The organism is Sphingomonas pollutisoli (assembly GCF_029167165.1).
Taxonomy (GTDB): domain Bacteria; phylum Pseudomonadota; class Alphaproteobacteria; order Sphingomonadales; family Sphingomonadaceae; genus Sphingomonas; species Sphingomonas pollutisoli.
Genome location: NZ_JARFNJ010000011.1, coordinates 19025 through 34874 on the forward strand (window position 1 = coordinate 19025; position 15850 = coordinate 34874).

Annotated in this window: 14 protein-coding genes, 1 pseudogene, 4 riboswitches and 1 other annotated feature; of the genes and pseudogenes, 5 read left to right on the plus strand and 10 right to left on the minus strand. The window is 62.9% G+C overall.

Annotation, left to right across the window (positions count from 1 at the left end; all coding sequences use genetic code 11):
* Positions 1-52: 52 nt before the first annotated feature.
* The 6 genes and pseudogenes from PX554_RS20485 to PX554_RS20510 all read right to left on the minus strand — a co-directional run bounded on the left by PX554_RS20485 (position 53) and on the right by PX554_RS20510 (position 4732).
* Complete coding sequence (locus PX554_RS20485) at positions 53-358, minus strand: hypothetical protein (RefSeq protein WP_275504340.1); 306 nt, start codon at positions 356-358, stop codon at positions 53-55.
* Positions 359-456: 98 nt separating this feature from the next.
* The gene (locus tag PX554_RS20490) at positions 457-825 is read right to left on the minus strand and encodes a hypothetical protein (protein ID WP_275504341.1); all 369 of its coding nucleotides are present in this window, start codon (positions 823-825) and stop codon (positions 457-459) included.
* Between the two features lie 72 nt (positions 826-897).
* Positions 898-1277: pseudogene (locus tag PX554_RS20495) on the minus strand (MerR family transcriptional regulator).
* On the minus strand, positions 1274-3625 hold the full coding sequence (locus PX554_RS20500; protein ID WP_420833473.1) for a heavy metal translocating P-type ATPase: 2352 nt from the start codon (positions 3623-3625) through the stop codon (positions 1274-1276). Before PX554_RS20500 ends, PX554_RS20495 begins: the two are co-directional and overlap by 4 nt.
* A 22-nt stretch (positions 3626-3647) precedes the next feature.
* The gene (locus PX554_RS20505) at positions 3648-3821 is read right to left on the minus strand and encodes a hypothetical protein (protein WP_275504342.1); all 174 of its coding nucleotides are present in this window, start codon (positions 3819-3821) and stop codon (positions 3648-3650) included.
* Between the two features lie 176 nt (positions 3822-3997).
* Entirely contained in the window at positions 3998-4732 is a 735-nt protein-coding gene (locus tag PX554_RS20510; protein ID WP_275504343.1) for a hypothetical protein, read from the minus strand.
* A 223-nt stretch (positions 4733-4955) separates the two neighbouring features.
* Positions 4956-5015: riboswitch (Fluoride riboswitch) on the minus strand.
* A 135-nt stretch (positions 5016-5150) separates the two neighbouring features.
* A riboswitch (Fluoride riboswitch) is annotated at positions 5151-5224 on the plus strand.
* Positions 5225-5374: 150 nt separating this feature from the next.
* Here PX554_RS20510 and PX554_RS20515 point away from each other — a divergent pair.
* Both PX554_RS20515 and PX554_RS20520 read left to right on the plus strand, forming a co-directional pair.
* Entirely contained in the window at positions 5375-6121 is a 747-nt protein-coding gene (locus tag PX554_RS20515; protein WP_275504344.1) for an ABC transporter ATP-binding protein, read from the plus strand.
* 70 nt (positions 6122-6191) lie between these two features.
* A complete protein-coding gene (locus PX554_RS20520) occupies positions 6192-7898 on the plus strand; it encodes a dynamin family protein (protein ID WP_275504345.1) in 1707 nt (568 codons plus the stop codon).
* Positions 7899-8048: 150 nt separating this feature from the next.
* Here the strand turns inward: PX554_RS20520 and PX554_RS20525 are convergent, their stop codons facing one another.
* Positions 8049-9674 carry a MutS-related protein gene (locus PX554_RS20525; protein WP_275504346.1) on the minus strand — a complete coding sequence of 542 codons (1626 nt, stop codon included), beginning with the start codon at positions 9672-9674 and terminating at the stop codon, positions 8049-8051.
* Positions 9671-10969, minus strand: a complete 1299-nt coding sequence (locus PX554_RS20530; protein WP_275504347.1) for a MutS-related protein — start codon at positions 10967-10969, stop codon at positions 9671-9673. The genes PX554_RS20525 and PX554_RS20530 overlap by 4 nt, the downstream gene beginning before the upstream one ends.
* 21 nt (positions 10970-10990) lie before the next feature.
* On the opposite strand from PX554_RS20530, the gene PX554_RS20535 reads away from it, so the two are divergent.
* The 3 genes from PX554_RS20535 (at position 10991) to PX554_RS20545 (ending at position 12751) form a co-directional block, all read left to right on the plus strand.
* Positions 10991-11200, plus strand: coding sequence for a hypothetical protein (locus PX554_RS20535; RefSeq protein ID WP_275504348.1), 210 nt, complete (start codon positions 10991-10993; stop codon positions 11198-11200).
* 91 nt (positions 11201-11291) lie between these two features.
* A riboswitch (Fluoride riboswitch) is annotated at positions 11292-11356 on the minus strand.
* 86 nt (positions 11357-11442) lie between these two features.
* Positions 11443-11506: riboswitch (Fluoride riboswitch) on the plus strand.
* Positions 11507-11648: 142 nt separating this feature from the next.
* A complete protein-coding gene (locus PX554_RS20540) occupies positions 11649-12419 on the plus strand; it encodes a hypothetical protein (protein ID WP_275504349.1) in 771 nt (256 codons plus the stop codon).
* 5 nt (positions 12420-12424) lie between these two features.
* Complete coding sequence (locus PX554_RS20545; RefSeq protein ID WP_275504350.1) at positions 12425-12751, plus strand: hypothetical protein; 327 nt, start codon at positions 12425-12427, stop codon at positions 12749-12751.
* A gap of 252 nt (positions 12752-13003) precedes the next feature.
* Here the strand turns inward: PX554_RS20545 and PX554_RS20550 are convergent, their stop codons facing one another.
* Positions 13004-13702 (minus strand): phosphatase PAP2 family protein, encoded by a 699-nt coding sequence (locus PX554_RS20550; RefSeq protein WP_275504351.1) that lies wholly within the window; start codon positions 13700-13702, stop codon positions 13004-13006.
* Between the two features lie 806 nt (positions 13703-14508).
* Positions 14509-15740 (minus strand): IS3 family transposase gene (locus tag PX554_RS20555; RefSeq protein WP_420833474.1). Its coding sequence is split into 2 segments (ribosomal slippage): positions 14509-15443 and positions 15443-15740, totalling 1233 coding nucleotides; the frame shifts between segments, so codons are not numbered across the junction.
* Positions 15340-15456 (minus strand) — a sequence feature (AL1L pseudoknot). (Overlaps the previous gene by 117 nt.)
* Positions 15741-15850: the final 110 nt, after the last annotated feature.

A 15850-nucleotide genomic window follows, 5' to 3' on the forward strand; every position in this document is an offset into this window, starting at 1 on the left:
CGCCACTGCTGGCCTAGCCGTCTATGCGACCTGAAGCGGCCAGAACCTGTACCTAGCCGACCGACGAGGCTGACGAAGGCGGTGCCATGCTGTGCATCCGCTTCATGCAATCAGCAGCGCCGGTGGTGCTCATCTTCATCATGTCGCAGTCGCAGCTTGCCACCTGCGTGGCATCGGACACCCAGACTCGGCGGGGTGCCGTAAATGGCGCACGTGGGCCATAGTTTGGCGACTGGCGCCATTCGTAATGGCCCCGGGCACTGGCCGTCGGCGCGTCCTGCGCGAAAGCAGGGGCTGTGATTGCGAAGGTGGAAAGCGCGACCGCGATCGCCGCGGCCGACAGGTTGATCGTCTTCATGATTCAATTCCTCGAGCTGAAAGATATTTTCAGCGCGGGCGATTCAGCACTCCGGCAGCCGTTAACGGCCGCGGAAGACACGCGCCCGCGCGCGAAGGTCAGCCAAGGAAGGTGGGTGGTTCCGGTTCAGGTCCGGTGTCATGGCCGGTGAGGGTGACCAACGTCGGCCAGAACGCTCCGGCTATCGGTGCCAGTTGGGCCGTTGACGGCGCGGCCGAATCTTTGACGCCGAGCACAGCGCTGCACGCGGCCATCGCCATGCAGCCGGGCTTGGAGCCCTTGTCGGTCTTACCGGCTTTGGAAGCGCAGTCCATGCAGCCTGTCACCATCTTGCAGTCCGGCATGGAGGCATTGGAAGCGATCTGATCCTGCGTCATCAGCAGGCACGGCGCCGCGACCGCCATCCCGTTTCCGGCGAGGCCGAACAGGATGCCAATACATAAGAGATGGCGCAGTAGCTTCAGCACGGCGTGAAAATGCTCCTCCCTTCTACGGGAGTCAATTCGTTGCGGTTGCCAAGAAGGCTACTGAGGCAGGAATCAGCCATCTCGCGCCAGCCTTTCTATGATTGGGTAGTCGGACCGCGCGTCGCCATGGCAGCGTTCGGCTAGATCTACGAGCGTGCGTCGCATTGCTTCTAAGGCCTTGGCCTTGCACTGGAGCTCCTCGGCCAGCGCCTTCACTTCGGCGCTCGCTCGGCTCCGGTCATTCCACAGGTCGAGCAGGATACGGATTCCTCGATCGGAAAGCCCAGATCGCGCGCGTTGGCGATGAAACGCAGCCGGTGGAGATCGGCGGCCGAATAGCCGCGACGGCCGCCGTCGCGCCGCGGTGTCGTGCAGGATCAAGCCAATGTTCTCAAGTGGCGGATCATCCGCTGCGAGACACCGCTCGCTTCCGACGCTTGGCCGATGTTCAGAGCTTCACGTCATTGAGCCTGAGCGCGTTCAAGACGACGGTGAAGCTCGACAGCGCCATCGCGGCGCCCGCGAACATCGGCGACATCAATACGCCCGCGACCGGATAGAGCACGCCAGCCGCTACCGGCACGCCGATGCCGTTGAACAGGAACGAGAAGAACAAATTCTGGCGAATATTGCCCATCGTCGCGCGCGCGAGCCGGCGCGCACGCACCATCGCCGCGAGGTCGCCCTTGGTCAGCGTCATGCCCGCGCTTTCGATCGCGATATCGACGCCCGTTCCCATCGCCACGCCGACGTCCGCGGCGGCGAGTGCGGGCGCGTCGTTGATGCCGTCGCCGGCCATCGCAACGGTCGCTCCCTTGGCCTTGAGCTCGCCGATGATCCGCGCTTTGTCCTCGGGCTTGAGATCGGCATGCACCTCGTCGATCCCGCCGATCTGGCGCCTGATCGCTTCCGCCGTCTCAAGGCTGTCGCCCGTCAGCATCACGATGCGCAGCCCGTCTTTGCGCAGTTGCGCGATCGCGTCGCGCGCCGATTGTTTGAGCGGATCGGCGACGGCGAGCAGCCCTGCCAGACGCCCGTCGATCGCCACCAGCATGACGCCGGCGCCTTCGCTGCGGTGACGCTCTGCAGGAGCATCGAGCGGGCTGGGGTCGACTCCGATCCGCCGCATCTGCGCAGCATTGCCGACGACGACCGCGCGCCCCACGACCCGGCCGCTGATCCCGAGGCCGGTCTGAGATTCGAAATCCTCCGCCGGCGAGAGCTTGAGGCCGGCCGCCTCGGCCGCTGTCACAACGGCATACGCCAGCGGGTGCTCAGAACGGCTTTCGACAGCCGCTGCGGCAGCGAGCAGAGCATCCTTGCTGAAACCGCCGTCTCGTTCGACGGCGATGAGCTTGGGCTTACCCTCTGTCAGCGTGCCGGTCTTGTCGATGACCAGCGTATCGACCTTGTCGAGCGTCTGGAGCGTTTCGGCGTTCTTGACCAGTACGCCGGCACGCGCGCCGCGTCCGGCACCGACCATGATCGACATCGGTGTGGCGAGTCCTAGCGCGCACGGGCAGGCGATAACTAGCACCGCGATCGCATTCAACAGCGCGTGACCGAAACGCGGTTCGGGGCCGACCAGGTTCCAAGTCACGAATGCCGCGAACGCGATCAGAACGACCAGCGGCACAAACCAGCCCGAGACACGATCCGCCACCGCCTGGATCGGCGCGCGGCTGCGCTGCGCCTGGCCGACCATCTTGACGATCCGCGCGAGCACGGTGTCCGATCCGATCGCCCGGGCTTCGATCACCAGGCTGCCGGTGCCATTGACCGTGCCGCCGGTAACCGCAGCCTCCGCCTCCTTGACCACCGGCGCGGACTCGCCGGTGAGCATCGATTCGTCGACCGGCGAGCGGCCCTCGATCACCACCCCGTCAACCGGGATCGCTTCGCCCGGCCGCACGCGCAGCCGGTCGCCGACGGTGATATCGGCCAGCGTGACTTCGCGTTCAATGCCGTCGGCATCGAGCCGATGCGCGGTCTTCGGCGCGAGGCCGAGCAGCGCTCGGATTGCCCGGCCGGTCGCGGCGCGGGCGCGAAGCTCGAGCACTTGTCCCAGCAGCACCAGCGTCACCACGACCCCGGCCGCCTCGTAATAGATCGGCATCATCGCGCCGTGCTCGCGGAAGCTTGGCGGGAACAAGCCCGGAGCGAGCGTCGCCACCAGGCTGTAGAGGAATGCTGCGCCGACCCCGATCGTGATCAGCGTGAACATATTGTAGTGGCGGCTCCTGAGCGACGCCCAGCCCCGTTCGAAAAAGGGCAGCCCGCCCCATAATACGATCGGCGCGGTCAGCACGAGCTGGATCCAGGGCGACAGCATCGGATCGACGATGTGGATGCCGATCATCTCGGCGCCCATGGAGACGGCGAGCAGCGGCAGCGTGAGCACGCCCGAAACCCATAGGCGCCGCGTGAAATCGACAAGCTCGGCATCGGGCGCGTCGTCGAGCGAGGGCTCCTCGGGTTCGAGCGCCATGCCGCAGATCGGGCAGGTCCCCGGACCGTCGCGGCGAATCTGCGGGTGCATCGGGCAGGTCCAGATCGCGCCCGGGCTGGCCGCGGGCTCCGGGCGGCGATCGTCCGGATAGGCTTGCGGGTTCGCGACGAACTTGGCTTGGCAGTCCGCGCTGCAGAAATGATAGTCTTGGCCGTCATGCGCCGCATGATGCGGCGTGGTCTCGGGGTCAACGGTTATGCCGCAGACCGGGTCCTTCGCCTCATCGTCGGGCTTGGCCTGGCTGGCGCAGCAATCACTTCCGGGACGCGCATGGCGGTCGGCATGGTTCATCTGGCGGTCCTCCGATGCGACCTCATGTGGGGTTTGACATCATGGCAGGGTCGGCCCTAATTGATTCGAGCAGCCGGTCGGCATGTTGCTTGCTGTTCGGCGCTTGTCCGCGGTGACGAAGCGCGATCCTCCCCTTCATCATATGGATAAGCTCTCGCTCGGTCACATCGGCGAAACGATGCAGGTCGGCCGTCATGAAGCTCCTGATCGCCACAAGGTCGCGGTAGTCGCGGACTCGGGCGCGGCGAAGCAGACCTGGCATAGCCCCGATCGACACATTCGCCAGCGACCGCGATGAGAGCTGAGTGGCGCCCTCAAGAGGGGAAAAGCGGACAACCGCCACTCGCCGCACCATGGACGCCACGTTCGGCGCTAGCGCAGAGCACGAAAGAAACTTCGCCTCCGCACGCTCTCGACCGCTTCTTGCCACGCCGATGAAGTTAGCACGCCCAGACGGGGATAGGAGAGGAGCAGCTGATAGGCAGCCGAACCGCCATGTCCGCTTGCAGCGACGTCGAACGCTCCCAGCCGCCGGAGCAGAGGAACAGCCTCGATATGCCCGGCGATGATCGCCACGCCGATCGCAACGTCCACCCAGACGCTGTGCGTGCCCAGCGTGACGAAGCCTGCAACCAACACTGCGACGCTATAGGGTAGCGTGGACCTAACCACGGGCGCCATCGCCTCGACAAGCCTCGACCCTTCGCGTCGGAACCTTGCGAGCGACCACGCTTCGTAGATATTCACGCCCATCGCACAGGCAGCGGACGAGGCGATCCAATCCCATTTGGGTACGATGGGGTGGCTCATCTGCTCGATGAGGCACCAGACGACCACCACCACCGGTAACCCCAGTCCGGCGCAATAGAAGGAGGCCAATTTGCGCCTCGTCGGACGGCCCAGGAAAAGGCTGCCGGCAAGAAGAGCTTCGATCGATGCACAATTATAGACCACGATCGCGAGGCCCGCGACACTGGCGGACCGGACCATGACCCCGATGATCAGGAAAAAACCCGAAAAGTTAAACTGAAGCCGGCACCCTAGCTCAAGGGCCGCCCGCAGCTTGTCCGCGTTCGTTCCGAGACTTTCCCTCGCTCCGCTAGGCATCCAACCTCCCTGCGGGCGGCCGGGCACACAGAAACCTCAAGCGCATGCCCGCGGCCTCGTTGATCATGGCCCTGCTTCGAGCACCGCCCGCGACCGGCGATCCATGGTGCCCTCGTCTTGGCAACCTCCGCAACATCACTGTATCCTCTCACGCCCGAGATTGGCGGGCGCCTTGTGTGTCGAGGACGTCGAGATGCGGCGAGGACACACTCCCACCGCGCTCGGCACGGTAGGAGTCATCAGCCTTTCGGCGAGTATGGGGGACTCCATCCCCTTGCCGGCACGGCGACCTGCATCACACCGGATGGCAGATTTGGGCCAGCCACGCTACTGTCGTGACTTGTTCTTCGCGTCGCGTCAACAGTCGTAAAACGGGCCCGGCAATGCTTGCTTGCGCGGCCAAAAAGCTCGCCATAGGATGGTGCGCGGCAATGGATTCCTGCCTGGCCCGAGAGCCGAACCGCCTGCAAGGCTGATGATTCCTACCTTTTTGCGATTACGCACCAAGGAGGAATTGTGCCTGGACGACTGCCTACAAGCATTTCACCCATCCGCTGGTCAGGTCACGCACCCAAAACTGTGACGGGAAAGGACGATGCCGCGTCGCGGCCGTCGCCGTTAGTAATCGAGGGTCTCCAAACAGTGATCGGAGATCAGCTCATTCACGATCAGCTCGATCTCACCGTAAATCGCGGCGAGATCCTTGGGTTGGTCGGCGGCTCAGGATCGGGCAAATCGGTGCTCCTCAAATCCATCATCGGACTGCTGCGCCCTGCGGCAGGAACGATCCACGTATTCGGAACGGACATTTATTCCGATGACGAGACGGCCGTCGCGAACGTGAAACGGCGTTGGGGAGTCCTTTTCCAAGCAAACGCGCTCTTCTCGACGCTTACAGTCTGCGAAAATGTCCAGGTGCCGCTCCGCGAAAATGCGCGCCTGCCGCAGGAGCTACTGGATCAGATCGCCGCGCTCAAAGTGCGCCAGGCCGGCCTTCCGGACGATGCTCTGTTCAAATATCCAAGCGAGTTGTCGGGCGGCATGCAAAAACGGGCGGGCGTGGCGCGCGCGATTGCGATTGATCCGGAACTGCTGTTACTCGACGAGCCGACCTCGGGTCTCGATCCGATCATGGCAGGGCAAATTGACCGGCTGATCCATGACTTGGCCCATGGCCTGGGTCTGACCGTCGTTCTGGTCACTCATGACATCGACACCCTTTATGCGATCTGCGACCGTGTCGCCGCGCTCGCTGACAAACATATTGTCGCCGTCGCGCCCGTTCGCGAGCTTGAGCACTGTCAGCATCCCTGGGTGCAGGAATATCTGCTGGGCAAGCGGTCCAGGACAGGAGCCATGTCGATCCTTGAAGCGGAGCAGAGAAGCTGATCAGGCCGTCTGAACATTTTCTGAAACCGTCGAAGCGCAGTTGCCGGAGCCGGCAAAAGGGCCGGCCGTTATGATCGAGGTCGCTCATCACCCCGACACCTTGGCGCGATTGCTTCGCCTTCTCGACCAGTTAACTGTCGACCAACCCGAGTTGGCCGATACCGAGGTGACCGTGGCTTCACGGATCGAGAGACTTTCGAAGCGCGTCGAAGCAGGACGTTTCCAGCTCGCCATTGTCGGCCAGTTCAAGCGCGGAAAGTCCACGCTGTTGAACGCGATCCTTGGAGTCGACGCCCTTCCGACCGGCGTTGTTCCGCTGACGGCGATTCCGACGTCGATCGCTTATGGGGATCAAGCAAGGCTCGAGGTCGATTTCACCGATAGGCCCACAGAACGTCACGCCCCTGGCTCTATCGATGAGCTGCGCGAGAAGGTCGCCGAATTCGTAACAGAAACAGGCAATCCCCATAACCGGCAGCACGTTGCCGCTGTCCGGCTGAGCTTGCCTGTTCCCTTGCTTTCCGACGGCCTGGTGGTGATCGATACACCGGGAATTGGCTCGACCGAACGCCACAACAGCAATGCTGCATTGGCGGCTCTGCCGGAGTGTGACGCCGCCATCATGGTTCTGTCACCCGATCCCCCGATAACCGAAGCGGAGATCGCATATCTCGCGCTGATCAAACAACATGCTGCACGGATCATCCCGGTCCTGAACAAGTCGGATCTCGTGACATCGGCGGAGCGCCAGACAATCGGCGACTATGTCATGGCGATCCTTTCAAAGAGCGGAATCGAGGAGCCGCTGTCGGCCGTCGCAGCTCGCGGAACGCCGGTCTTCGGAATCGTCGAACTCAGGAGCCGCATCCAATCGCTGTGGCAAGAGCGAAGCTGGCTTCTCGCCCAGGCCGCCATCCTCAAGACCAAGGCGGATTTGTCCGAGCTGGCGTTCCAGAACGACATCGCCCGCGCGGCCATGAAACTTCCCGTCGAGGCTCTCGATGAGAAGCTCGCCGCTATCCGTGAGGGTGTTGACAAGATCATGGAGCAGCAGCGTGTGGCCGGCGATCTGATGGCCGGCGAACGGCAGCGCCTCCGCAACTTCATCGATGAAGAGGCGGCCGGGATCCGGCAGCGTGCGCAGAACCATCTCCGACAGATTCTTGATCCCACAATCGACAGTTCGCACGACCGACGCGCATTCACGGTGATCGCGGCGGCGAGCACCCGTTTCTTCGAAGACGCTTATCGCGAGCTGACCCAAGTCGTCCGCATCCGCTTGGACGCCGCGGCCGAGCGTGCCCGCGACCGGATTCTGCCGACTCTCGAGCGGATGCGCCAGATCGCGATCGACGCGCTCGACGTTCGCTTCGTCGTTCCCGCCGTGACGATCGAACTGAAGGCGCCGCGCGAACTCGCCTGGATCGAGCGTCAAGCAGAAACGATGAATCCTTTGCCTACCGGCTTGACCGATGGGCTTCTTCCCTCGGCTTGGCGCGACGCGCGCCGCCGACGGCGGCTTCTTCAGGAGGTCGAGCGCATCACGACGCAGAATACGGAAAACCTGCGATGGACACTCCGCCAGCAGGCGGAGGACATCTTGCGTGGATTCGACCGCGAACTGGACCGTCAATTAGAGGATGCGGGACGGTCGATCATGGGATTGGCCCGTCAGGCGCGGGAGGTGCGGAGCGGCGCGGCGGAGGCGGCGGCGCAGCAGATCGCAGCGCGGGATCGGCGAGCTGCGCTGTTGGGGACGGCCGCGACGATCGCATGAGTCGGCATTTTCGCCTGGGGGGTGAGAAGCGTCCATGAGCCGCAATCGCCGTGTTCATCGATGTCGCGCAAGGATCGACCGAGCCGGTCGAAAACCAGTCGACAAGAAATCCGGCGCTCTCTTTGCCGACCGGTTTCTTCATACGTGGTTCTATGCCGTATCGATAGCTGTCGTCGAACCTTCAAAGATCTTACGATACAGATCTTCACCGAAACTGGTCCTGAGCGGCTCGCCTTCGAGGATGCGGAATGATCGCCGACCCTGATCGTCACGGTCGGCGCGCAGAAAGAGCGATGCTTCATCGTGCCGCTCCGCCGCCCGATGGGCATATTCATAAAGGTGGGTGACGAAGACGACCCGGGCGCCACCCGCGCACAATGACTCCACGATGTCGTCGGCGATATCCGAGCCCTCCCGCTCGGTCGTGGAGGCGAACGACTCGTTCAGCAGCATCAGCGCACCGGCACGAAAATGGTCGACGATATCGCTCACGCGCGCCAGCTCCTCGTCGAACTTTCCGCTGACAAGTCCGGCATCTTCCTCCCGCTTGTAGTGCGTCAGCACGTCGCCACAGAGGCTGGCGGCAAAGCGGCGCGCAGGAACGTACATCCCGCATTGCGCCATGAGTTGGGCAACGCCGATCGAGCGGAGCAGCGTAGACTTTCCGCCCTGATTGGCACCGGTGATGACGACGAGCGACCGGCCTCGAGCATGCACATCGCTCGGGACGACTTTCCCGTCGAGATGGAGTCCGAGCAACGGCTCATAAAGCCCATCGCAGTCCAGCGATGGCGCCGGCAACGCCATATCTGGCATGCACGTCGGAAGGTCCGCCGCGTTCAGCGCTTCGTGGAGCGTCAGGCAACCGACGTAAAAGGCCGTTTCGGCTCTCAGCATCTCGAAGAAGTCCTTGAGGCTGCCTGCGGCGTTGCCGAGCGCCTCCGCCGCGATCGCCACGCCACGGTTGGCAAACTCCCGAAGCGCTCGATTGCCCGATTCATCGCTCGGCGCGAGAGAGAACCCGAACGGGCCCAGCTCCTCGCGGAATAAGGACGGGAACCAGCGGCGCAGAAGCCGCTGCAACCAGGTCTGGTGCCAGACCGGCGACTGATGAAGCCGATACTCGCCGGGGACATTGCCGCCTTTGAGCGATGCGCTCATCGTCAAGCCGTCACGCAGGCGAAGCTCATCGAGCTGTTGCGCCAGCTGCGCGACATAGTCTCGATTGAGATCGGTCTCGATCATCGAGAAGAAGCGGAGCCAGCCGGGCGCTTGGAATTGGGCGGTCGCGTCCCCGGCCAGACTGCGTAGTTTCGCGATCGTGGCGAGCGTGTCGCGCAATAGGTCGATCGCCCATCGCAGCACCGTGTCGGGATAATCCCGCGACAAGGTCCCAAGGAAATGATGTCTATGGAGATCGATGCCTTCGGTCGCCAGGCTGTGCAGGGCTCGAACGGTCCGAGGATTGGCAAGCACATCCGCCAGCATGGCTTGCCGGTAGCGGACAACCTCGAGGTCGTTCGCGACGCCCGTTAACAGTTCCCGGCGTACCGCCACGAAGATGTCGTCAGCGCCGTCTGCCATCATTGAGAACAGGGAATTGAGTCCCAGGTCCTGGATCAGCGCGTCGGCATTCCACGGCAGCGCCGCATCGGGGCGAAAATCTTCCAGCCCATGGGCGCGGCGGCCGCTACGCGTCAGTTCGTGCAACTCCATCGAGCGCGACACCCAGCGCCAGTCGCTTTCCCGGTCGGGAAAAAGAAGATAGGCCTTCATTTCCTGAGCCGTTCCGCAATTTGCACGCGGGTCAGGCCATATTTGCCGGCGATCGCCCGGGCATAAGCAAGGCCATCGGCCGGCCGGCGGTCCAGCCGATAGGTTCTTCGCGCTGGATCGTCCGGATCGACCCCGCTGACCATGCTGATCATGGTATCACTCATCTCGCTCAAACCGTCGATGAAGCTCACCCATATGCATAGCAGGTCGAGTGTGACGAGACGTTCGGTGATCCGCTCGCTGAGCAGCTTGGCATCGCGAAATGTCGTCGAGGCGAAGAGTTCGTTCATGATGATGATGCTCTCGCCGCTTGCGCTGCTCAGGACCGCCTGCATGCGAACAAGCTCGTCCTGGAGCTTGCCGTTGGCGCTGTTCGCCACCTCGGGATGCTCGAAATGCGTCAGGATTCGATCGAACAGGTGCAGCCGCGCCGCGCGGCCGGGGACCGGAAGTCCCAGGCAGGCAAGATGGTGAAGCTGACCGAATAGGCGCGCAAAGGTGGTCTTGCCGCCCTGATTGGGGCCGGACACGACGATGATCCGCTCTCGTCCCGCCAGGGAAAAGCTGTTGGTGACGATCGCATCCTCGCCGCCAAGCAGCTTCTGCGCGAGCGCAAGATCGAACGCCTCGTCAGCATGGACGTCCTTCGCCGCGACGACATCGGGCAAACAGAAGCTGAGGCCGCTGCTCTTCAGCGGCGCGATATGATCGAGATAGGTGAGGTAGAATTGAATCTCGCGATCGAAGCGAACGACAATCTCGTCGCCGAAGCCCGCGCCATATCTGGACGCGAACTCGCCGAGCGCGGAGAAAGGGCTAGGGAAAGCACGCGCCACCTCGCTGAGAATGCGGCCCTCGATGAAGTTCAGCTCCTGCTCTTCGGGAATATGAAACCCGAACCTCTCCTCGTCCCCCTGAGCGAAGCGTGCATAGCTGTCGACGATTATGGCTCCATAGTCTGGCTGCCCCTCGAAGGGATCGATCCGCACATCCAGTCCGCGAATGAGGATCGTGTACCGGATGGCGACAAGCTCAGCCGAGACATCTTCTGCCTCGCCCGCCAGCGCCTGAAATCCCGCGGACTGCACATAGTCGCTGAGAAATCGCTGCCAGTGCCGCAAACCGGTTGATCTTGGCGGACCGGCGTCGAGATCGGCCTTGAGCCGCGAAACGCCCTCGCAATAACTGCGTGCGGCTTCCAGCACACGCGCCTGCTTCTGAAGCGGGTGGCGATGCTTCTCCGCCCGTCCCAGTCCTTCGCGCATCCGCCGCATGGCGCCCGCGAACGCGTTCAACTGTTCTCGAAGCGTGTCACGTTGCAGATCACCTACGACTGCCTGGCGGTATTGGATATCGTCGAGGCTGCCGAGCGCCTCGCGATAAAAGGGGACGAGGTGGTATTCCTCTCGCCCTTTGGTGGCGCTCGCCACGATCTGGTCCAGATAGAGATCCCGAAAATGAGCCGGCTCAGGAACATCGTTCTCATGTCGCTTCCGGTCGCTAAAGAGGATCGAACCAAAGGGTGAATCCGTCGATCCCGCCGACGGCAGTTCCGACGTCTCGTCTTGAAAAAGGCGCGCGACGCGCGGGTCCATTACGGGCTCCTACCGTTTACGACTTGCGGCAGGAGTCATCAGCCCAATGGGCGGTTGGTTCAGGCGGACTCCATCGCCCATTTCACAATCCCTGGAGGGCGAAGGCAGTTCCCGGCGCCACGGCCTCCAATTCCCAACGCAGAGTTGGCCTTCGGACTTTCCTGTTCTATATCATGGGAACAAGGGATGGGGTTCCCCTTTGTAAATGCCGCCGTGGCTGATGACTCCTGCCAAGACGCCGATCGGCGGGAGCACGGTCATGAACCTCGAGACGGGCCCAGTCCCCGAAACCCCTCGTGCCCGACATGATCCAGGCGATGGCTCGTCCGCGGAAGCGACAGTCTCGCGACTACGCCGCCTCCATGATGGCGAGGAAGCGTTGAGCGATGTGGTCGCGCTTGGGGATGCGGCGCGCGTGCCGCTTGAGACACTCCTAACCGAACGTGAGCCGAGCGGCATCTATCAGCCTCGCATTCTCGCAGCCCGGGCGCTCGGTGCGATCCACGCTAACGACATCCTTCTCGAATTTCTTCAGAATCCCCGATTGCTGTCCGACGCCGTCGAGCGTGCGGGCGAGGAGGCAGTGATGAACGGCGCCGCGGAAGTGCTCGCTCAAAACCGTTTCGAAGCGGCATTCGAAACCCTTCGCGCAATCGTCGCTGCCAGGCCGCATCTCATCGGCACCGTCCATGCGCTCGCCGCCTTCGGACGCGCGGCGGCCATTCCCGAACTGGTCACCGCACTTGGCGACGACGGCAGCCGCCACGCCGCTGAGGAAGGACTTCGGCGTTTAGGCTTGCCCGCCTCCAGATGCCTCCTTGATCGATTGGAACGGCTCGCAGCCGACCAGAGCAGGCACTTTGAGACCAACGTCCGTCATCGCCATGCCATTCTGGCAATGCTCCTCGCGCTAGGCCTTCCACCTGGCGGCTGGCCTGTGGTCGTGCCTTTCATGAACGATCCTGATGAACGCGTATCCGCCGCCGCGTGCGGGATCGCGCTTGTCCATGGACCGCCGATCGCGCGCTATGATGCGCTCAAGCTGCTCCAGCAGATCGCCCGGACCGCCGACCTTCGCCTTCGGATAGAGATAGACGAGATCCTGAAGTGCGCTGACGCCGATGAAATCGAGGACAGCCGACGAATATGAGGAGCTTGGCCGATCGTTCATTCTTCCGGGTCTTCGATCTGCTCGTTGCGTCGGCGAACCCGAATGGCAGTGCGAAGCGAACAAGCTGGAAGATTGCCGGTACGGTCTGGAACCGCGAACGGCACAGCTTCAGCGGCGCCAGCCATTCCTTCTCGATGGAGACGATCCTGGTGGAACATGACGCAGCGCCCAATTGGTCCCTGCTGATCGTGAAGGAATATTGGTGGCTAGGCGCCCAGGACAAGCCGCTCCGGGACTTGCGCTGGGCGAAGATCGTGAGTGGGAGTTCGCAAGCCGCGCTTAAATGGTTCAAGGCGCGAGGCGAAATCTAAAGATATTTGGGGTTTGCCCGTCGTCCGCCTTGGGGGCGATGGACGCCGCCGTTTGGCGCTCCCTACGTCCATCGCCCGCGGCCATTTGCCACGGATGACCCATCTCCATGACCTGCGACCTCCTCGACGAGTGTGACATCCGGCCAGGGAATAGCTCGCCGCGTTCACCCGAGCAGGAGCAAGGCGCCTATCACGGCTGGGATCGGCCGCGTCCGAGCGAGTACTTTCATAAAACTCAAGAGCGATCTCTTTCTAGTCCAATGAACTGGCAACGCGGCTTCGCTGCGCGCGAAGAGCGATCGCCCACCATAGCAAAGCCCAGCTCCCGCCGATCACCCACCCCGCGATTACGTCAGTGGGCCAATGGACGCCGTTATAGACCCGCGAGCATCCAATCAGGGCTGTGAACAACATCGCCGCCACCAGGACGTAGATCCGGGTCGCACGCGCCGTTTGAGCCCGAGCGAGCAGAACCCCGAGCGTCAGGAACACCACGGCCGAGTTCGTGGCATGTCCACTCGGGTAGCTCAACGAATGTATCTCGACGAAATGGGGGACGATGGTCGGTCGCGCACGCGCAAAGCTGACTTTCAGCAGCTGCCCGATCAGGCTTCCGCTGATCGTCGCGGCTGCGATCAGCGCTGCGGTGGTCCACTTTTTCGCTGCCAGCAAATAGCCAACGACCGAGACGGTCAGCAGCGTGAGCGCAGTGGCGCCTCCCAAGGCGGTGATGTCGACAAGAACGGGCTGTAGCCAGGCGGGGCCGATCGGCACGGCGAGATTGCGCGGCTGACGCAAGGACAGGAGGAGCCAACGGTCGAAATCCGAGGTTCCGTCCTCGCGGATTTCGGAGCCTAGCCGGATGACCACAAGCAGCGCGGCGGCGACAATGATGAATGCGACGATGAGCGTTGCTTCGCGTTTCACAAAAGCCAGCCGCGACACGCTCATTGTGTCTCGCGGCATTCGGGAAGACGAGCCGTCCGCGTGCTCGACAACCGGAGGCATGGGGTTCGGCACCGCTTCAACCAAGGGCCAGGCACGGGGCGATAAGGGCGATCCCGGCCCAACCCCGCACGGATAGAGGCTCGCCCAGGGAGTCGATTGCGATTACGCTGGTGCGATGAAGCGTCGCGCGATCCGAGCCGACTTGCGCGACCCCAACCTTGGCGAAGATGACGGCGAGCGTCGCGAAGGCAGCGGACAGTAGCGCCCGGAGTAGCCAAGAATGCGAGAGAAATGGTATGCGTGCAAGATTCATCGAACTCGGGATCCCATGCACCTGGCCTAACGCTCGAGAGCCATTTCCGGCAAGATATCTCCATACATTCTCTCAGCCCGGGCCGAACATTGGGAATTCCTAACCTGACCCCAGATCAGCCGGTCAGCCGCGGCAAGCGCGGCGTCGGTGAAACGCGAAACATGGCGTGTTCGATCATCCGACCAACTGCCAGATTCCCCATGCTCCGACGGGAAGAATGAGGAGGAGCGCCCAAAGAACCCCGCGCGTGGGCGTGCGTCGCCAAAACACCCTGGCGTACAGCAGTAGAAAAGCGAGTGCGATCGCCTTGCCGAGAAACTCTGGAGGAAGTGTCGGACGACCTCCGGTGAGGATCCAGTCGGTGCTCGCGGCAGCTACGATGCTCGCGGCCGCCAATATGAAAGCAGCCGGAAGCCGTTGTGCGATCGGCCCTCGCTTACCCTCCTCGAACGTCAATTGAACCGCGCCGGGTTCGCCGGAGGCCATTGGATGTGAGTCACGCTGCCATATCGATGTTGTCCGCGGCAGCATAATATTGTTCTTCGGCTTCGGCGGGCGGGATGTTGCCGATGGGCTCAAGCAAGCGGCGATGGTTGAACCAATCGACCCACTCGAGCGTGGCGTATTCGACGGCTTCGAAGCTGCGCCACGGGCCACGCCGGTGGATCACCTCAGCCTTGTAGAGTCCGTTGATCGTCTCGGCCAAAGCGTTGTCATAGCTGTCGCCGACACTGCCGACCGACGGCTCGATCCCGGCTTCGGCAAGCCGCTCACTGTATTTGATCGAGACGTATTGGCTGCCGCGATCGGAGTGATGGATGAGACCGCCGCTGCGCGTCGGTCGGCGATCGTGAAGGGCCTGCTCAAGGGCGTCGAGAACGAAGCCAGCATGGGCGGTTCGGCTCGCTCGCCATCCGACGATCCGCCTGGCGAACGTATCGATGACGAAGGCGACGTAGACGAACCCGGCCCAGGTCGCGACATAGGTGAAGTCCGAGACCCAGAGCATGTTCGGCGCCGGCGCGCGGAACTGCCGGTTGACGCGATCGAGCGGACAAGGTGCTGATCGATCGCCGATCGTAGTACGCACCGGCTTGCCGCGGATCACGCCCGCCAGCCCCATCGTACGCATCAGCCGCGCGACCGTGCAGCGGGCGACATCGAACCCCTCGCGCCGCAACTGCCGCCAAACCTTGCGGACACCATAGACCCGGAAGTTAGCTTCGAACACGCGCCGCACCTCGATCCTGAGCGCAGCATCGCGTCGCGCCCGCGCCGAAAGGCGCAGTGGATCCCGTCGCTGCGCGACATGGGCATGGTAGGTTGATGGGGCGATCGGCAGAACCCTGCAGATCGGCTCGACCCCATGAACAGCACGCTGATCGTCGATGAACGCGATCATCGCTTGAACGGGCGGTCGAGCTCCGCCTGAGCAAAATATGCCGACGCCTTGCGCAGAATCTCGTTCGCCTGGCGCAACTCGCGGTTCTCGCGCTCCAGAGCCTTCAGCTGCGCCGCGACATCGCTCGGCACACCGGCGCGGGCGCCACTGTCGATCTCCGCCTTCTTCACCCACTCGTGCAGCGTCTGCGCTGCACAGCCAATCTTCGCTGCGATCGACACTACCGCCGCCCAGCGCGACGGATGGTCCTTCTCGTGTTCCAGCACCATCCGCACCGCCCGGGCGCGGACCTCAGGTGAAAACTTGTTCGTCGTCTTGCTTGTCATAGCCCCTTACTCTCAGGAGTTGGGGCCTCCGACAAACCCGGCGCGGTTCAAATCCCGCGATGATCACGAGCAGAATGAACGCGACTGGCAGGAAGAAAAGTATCTGCGGC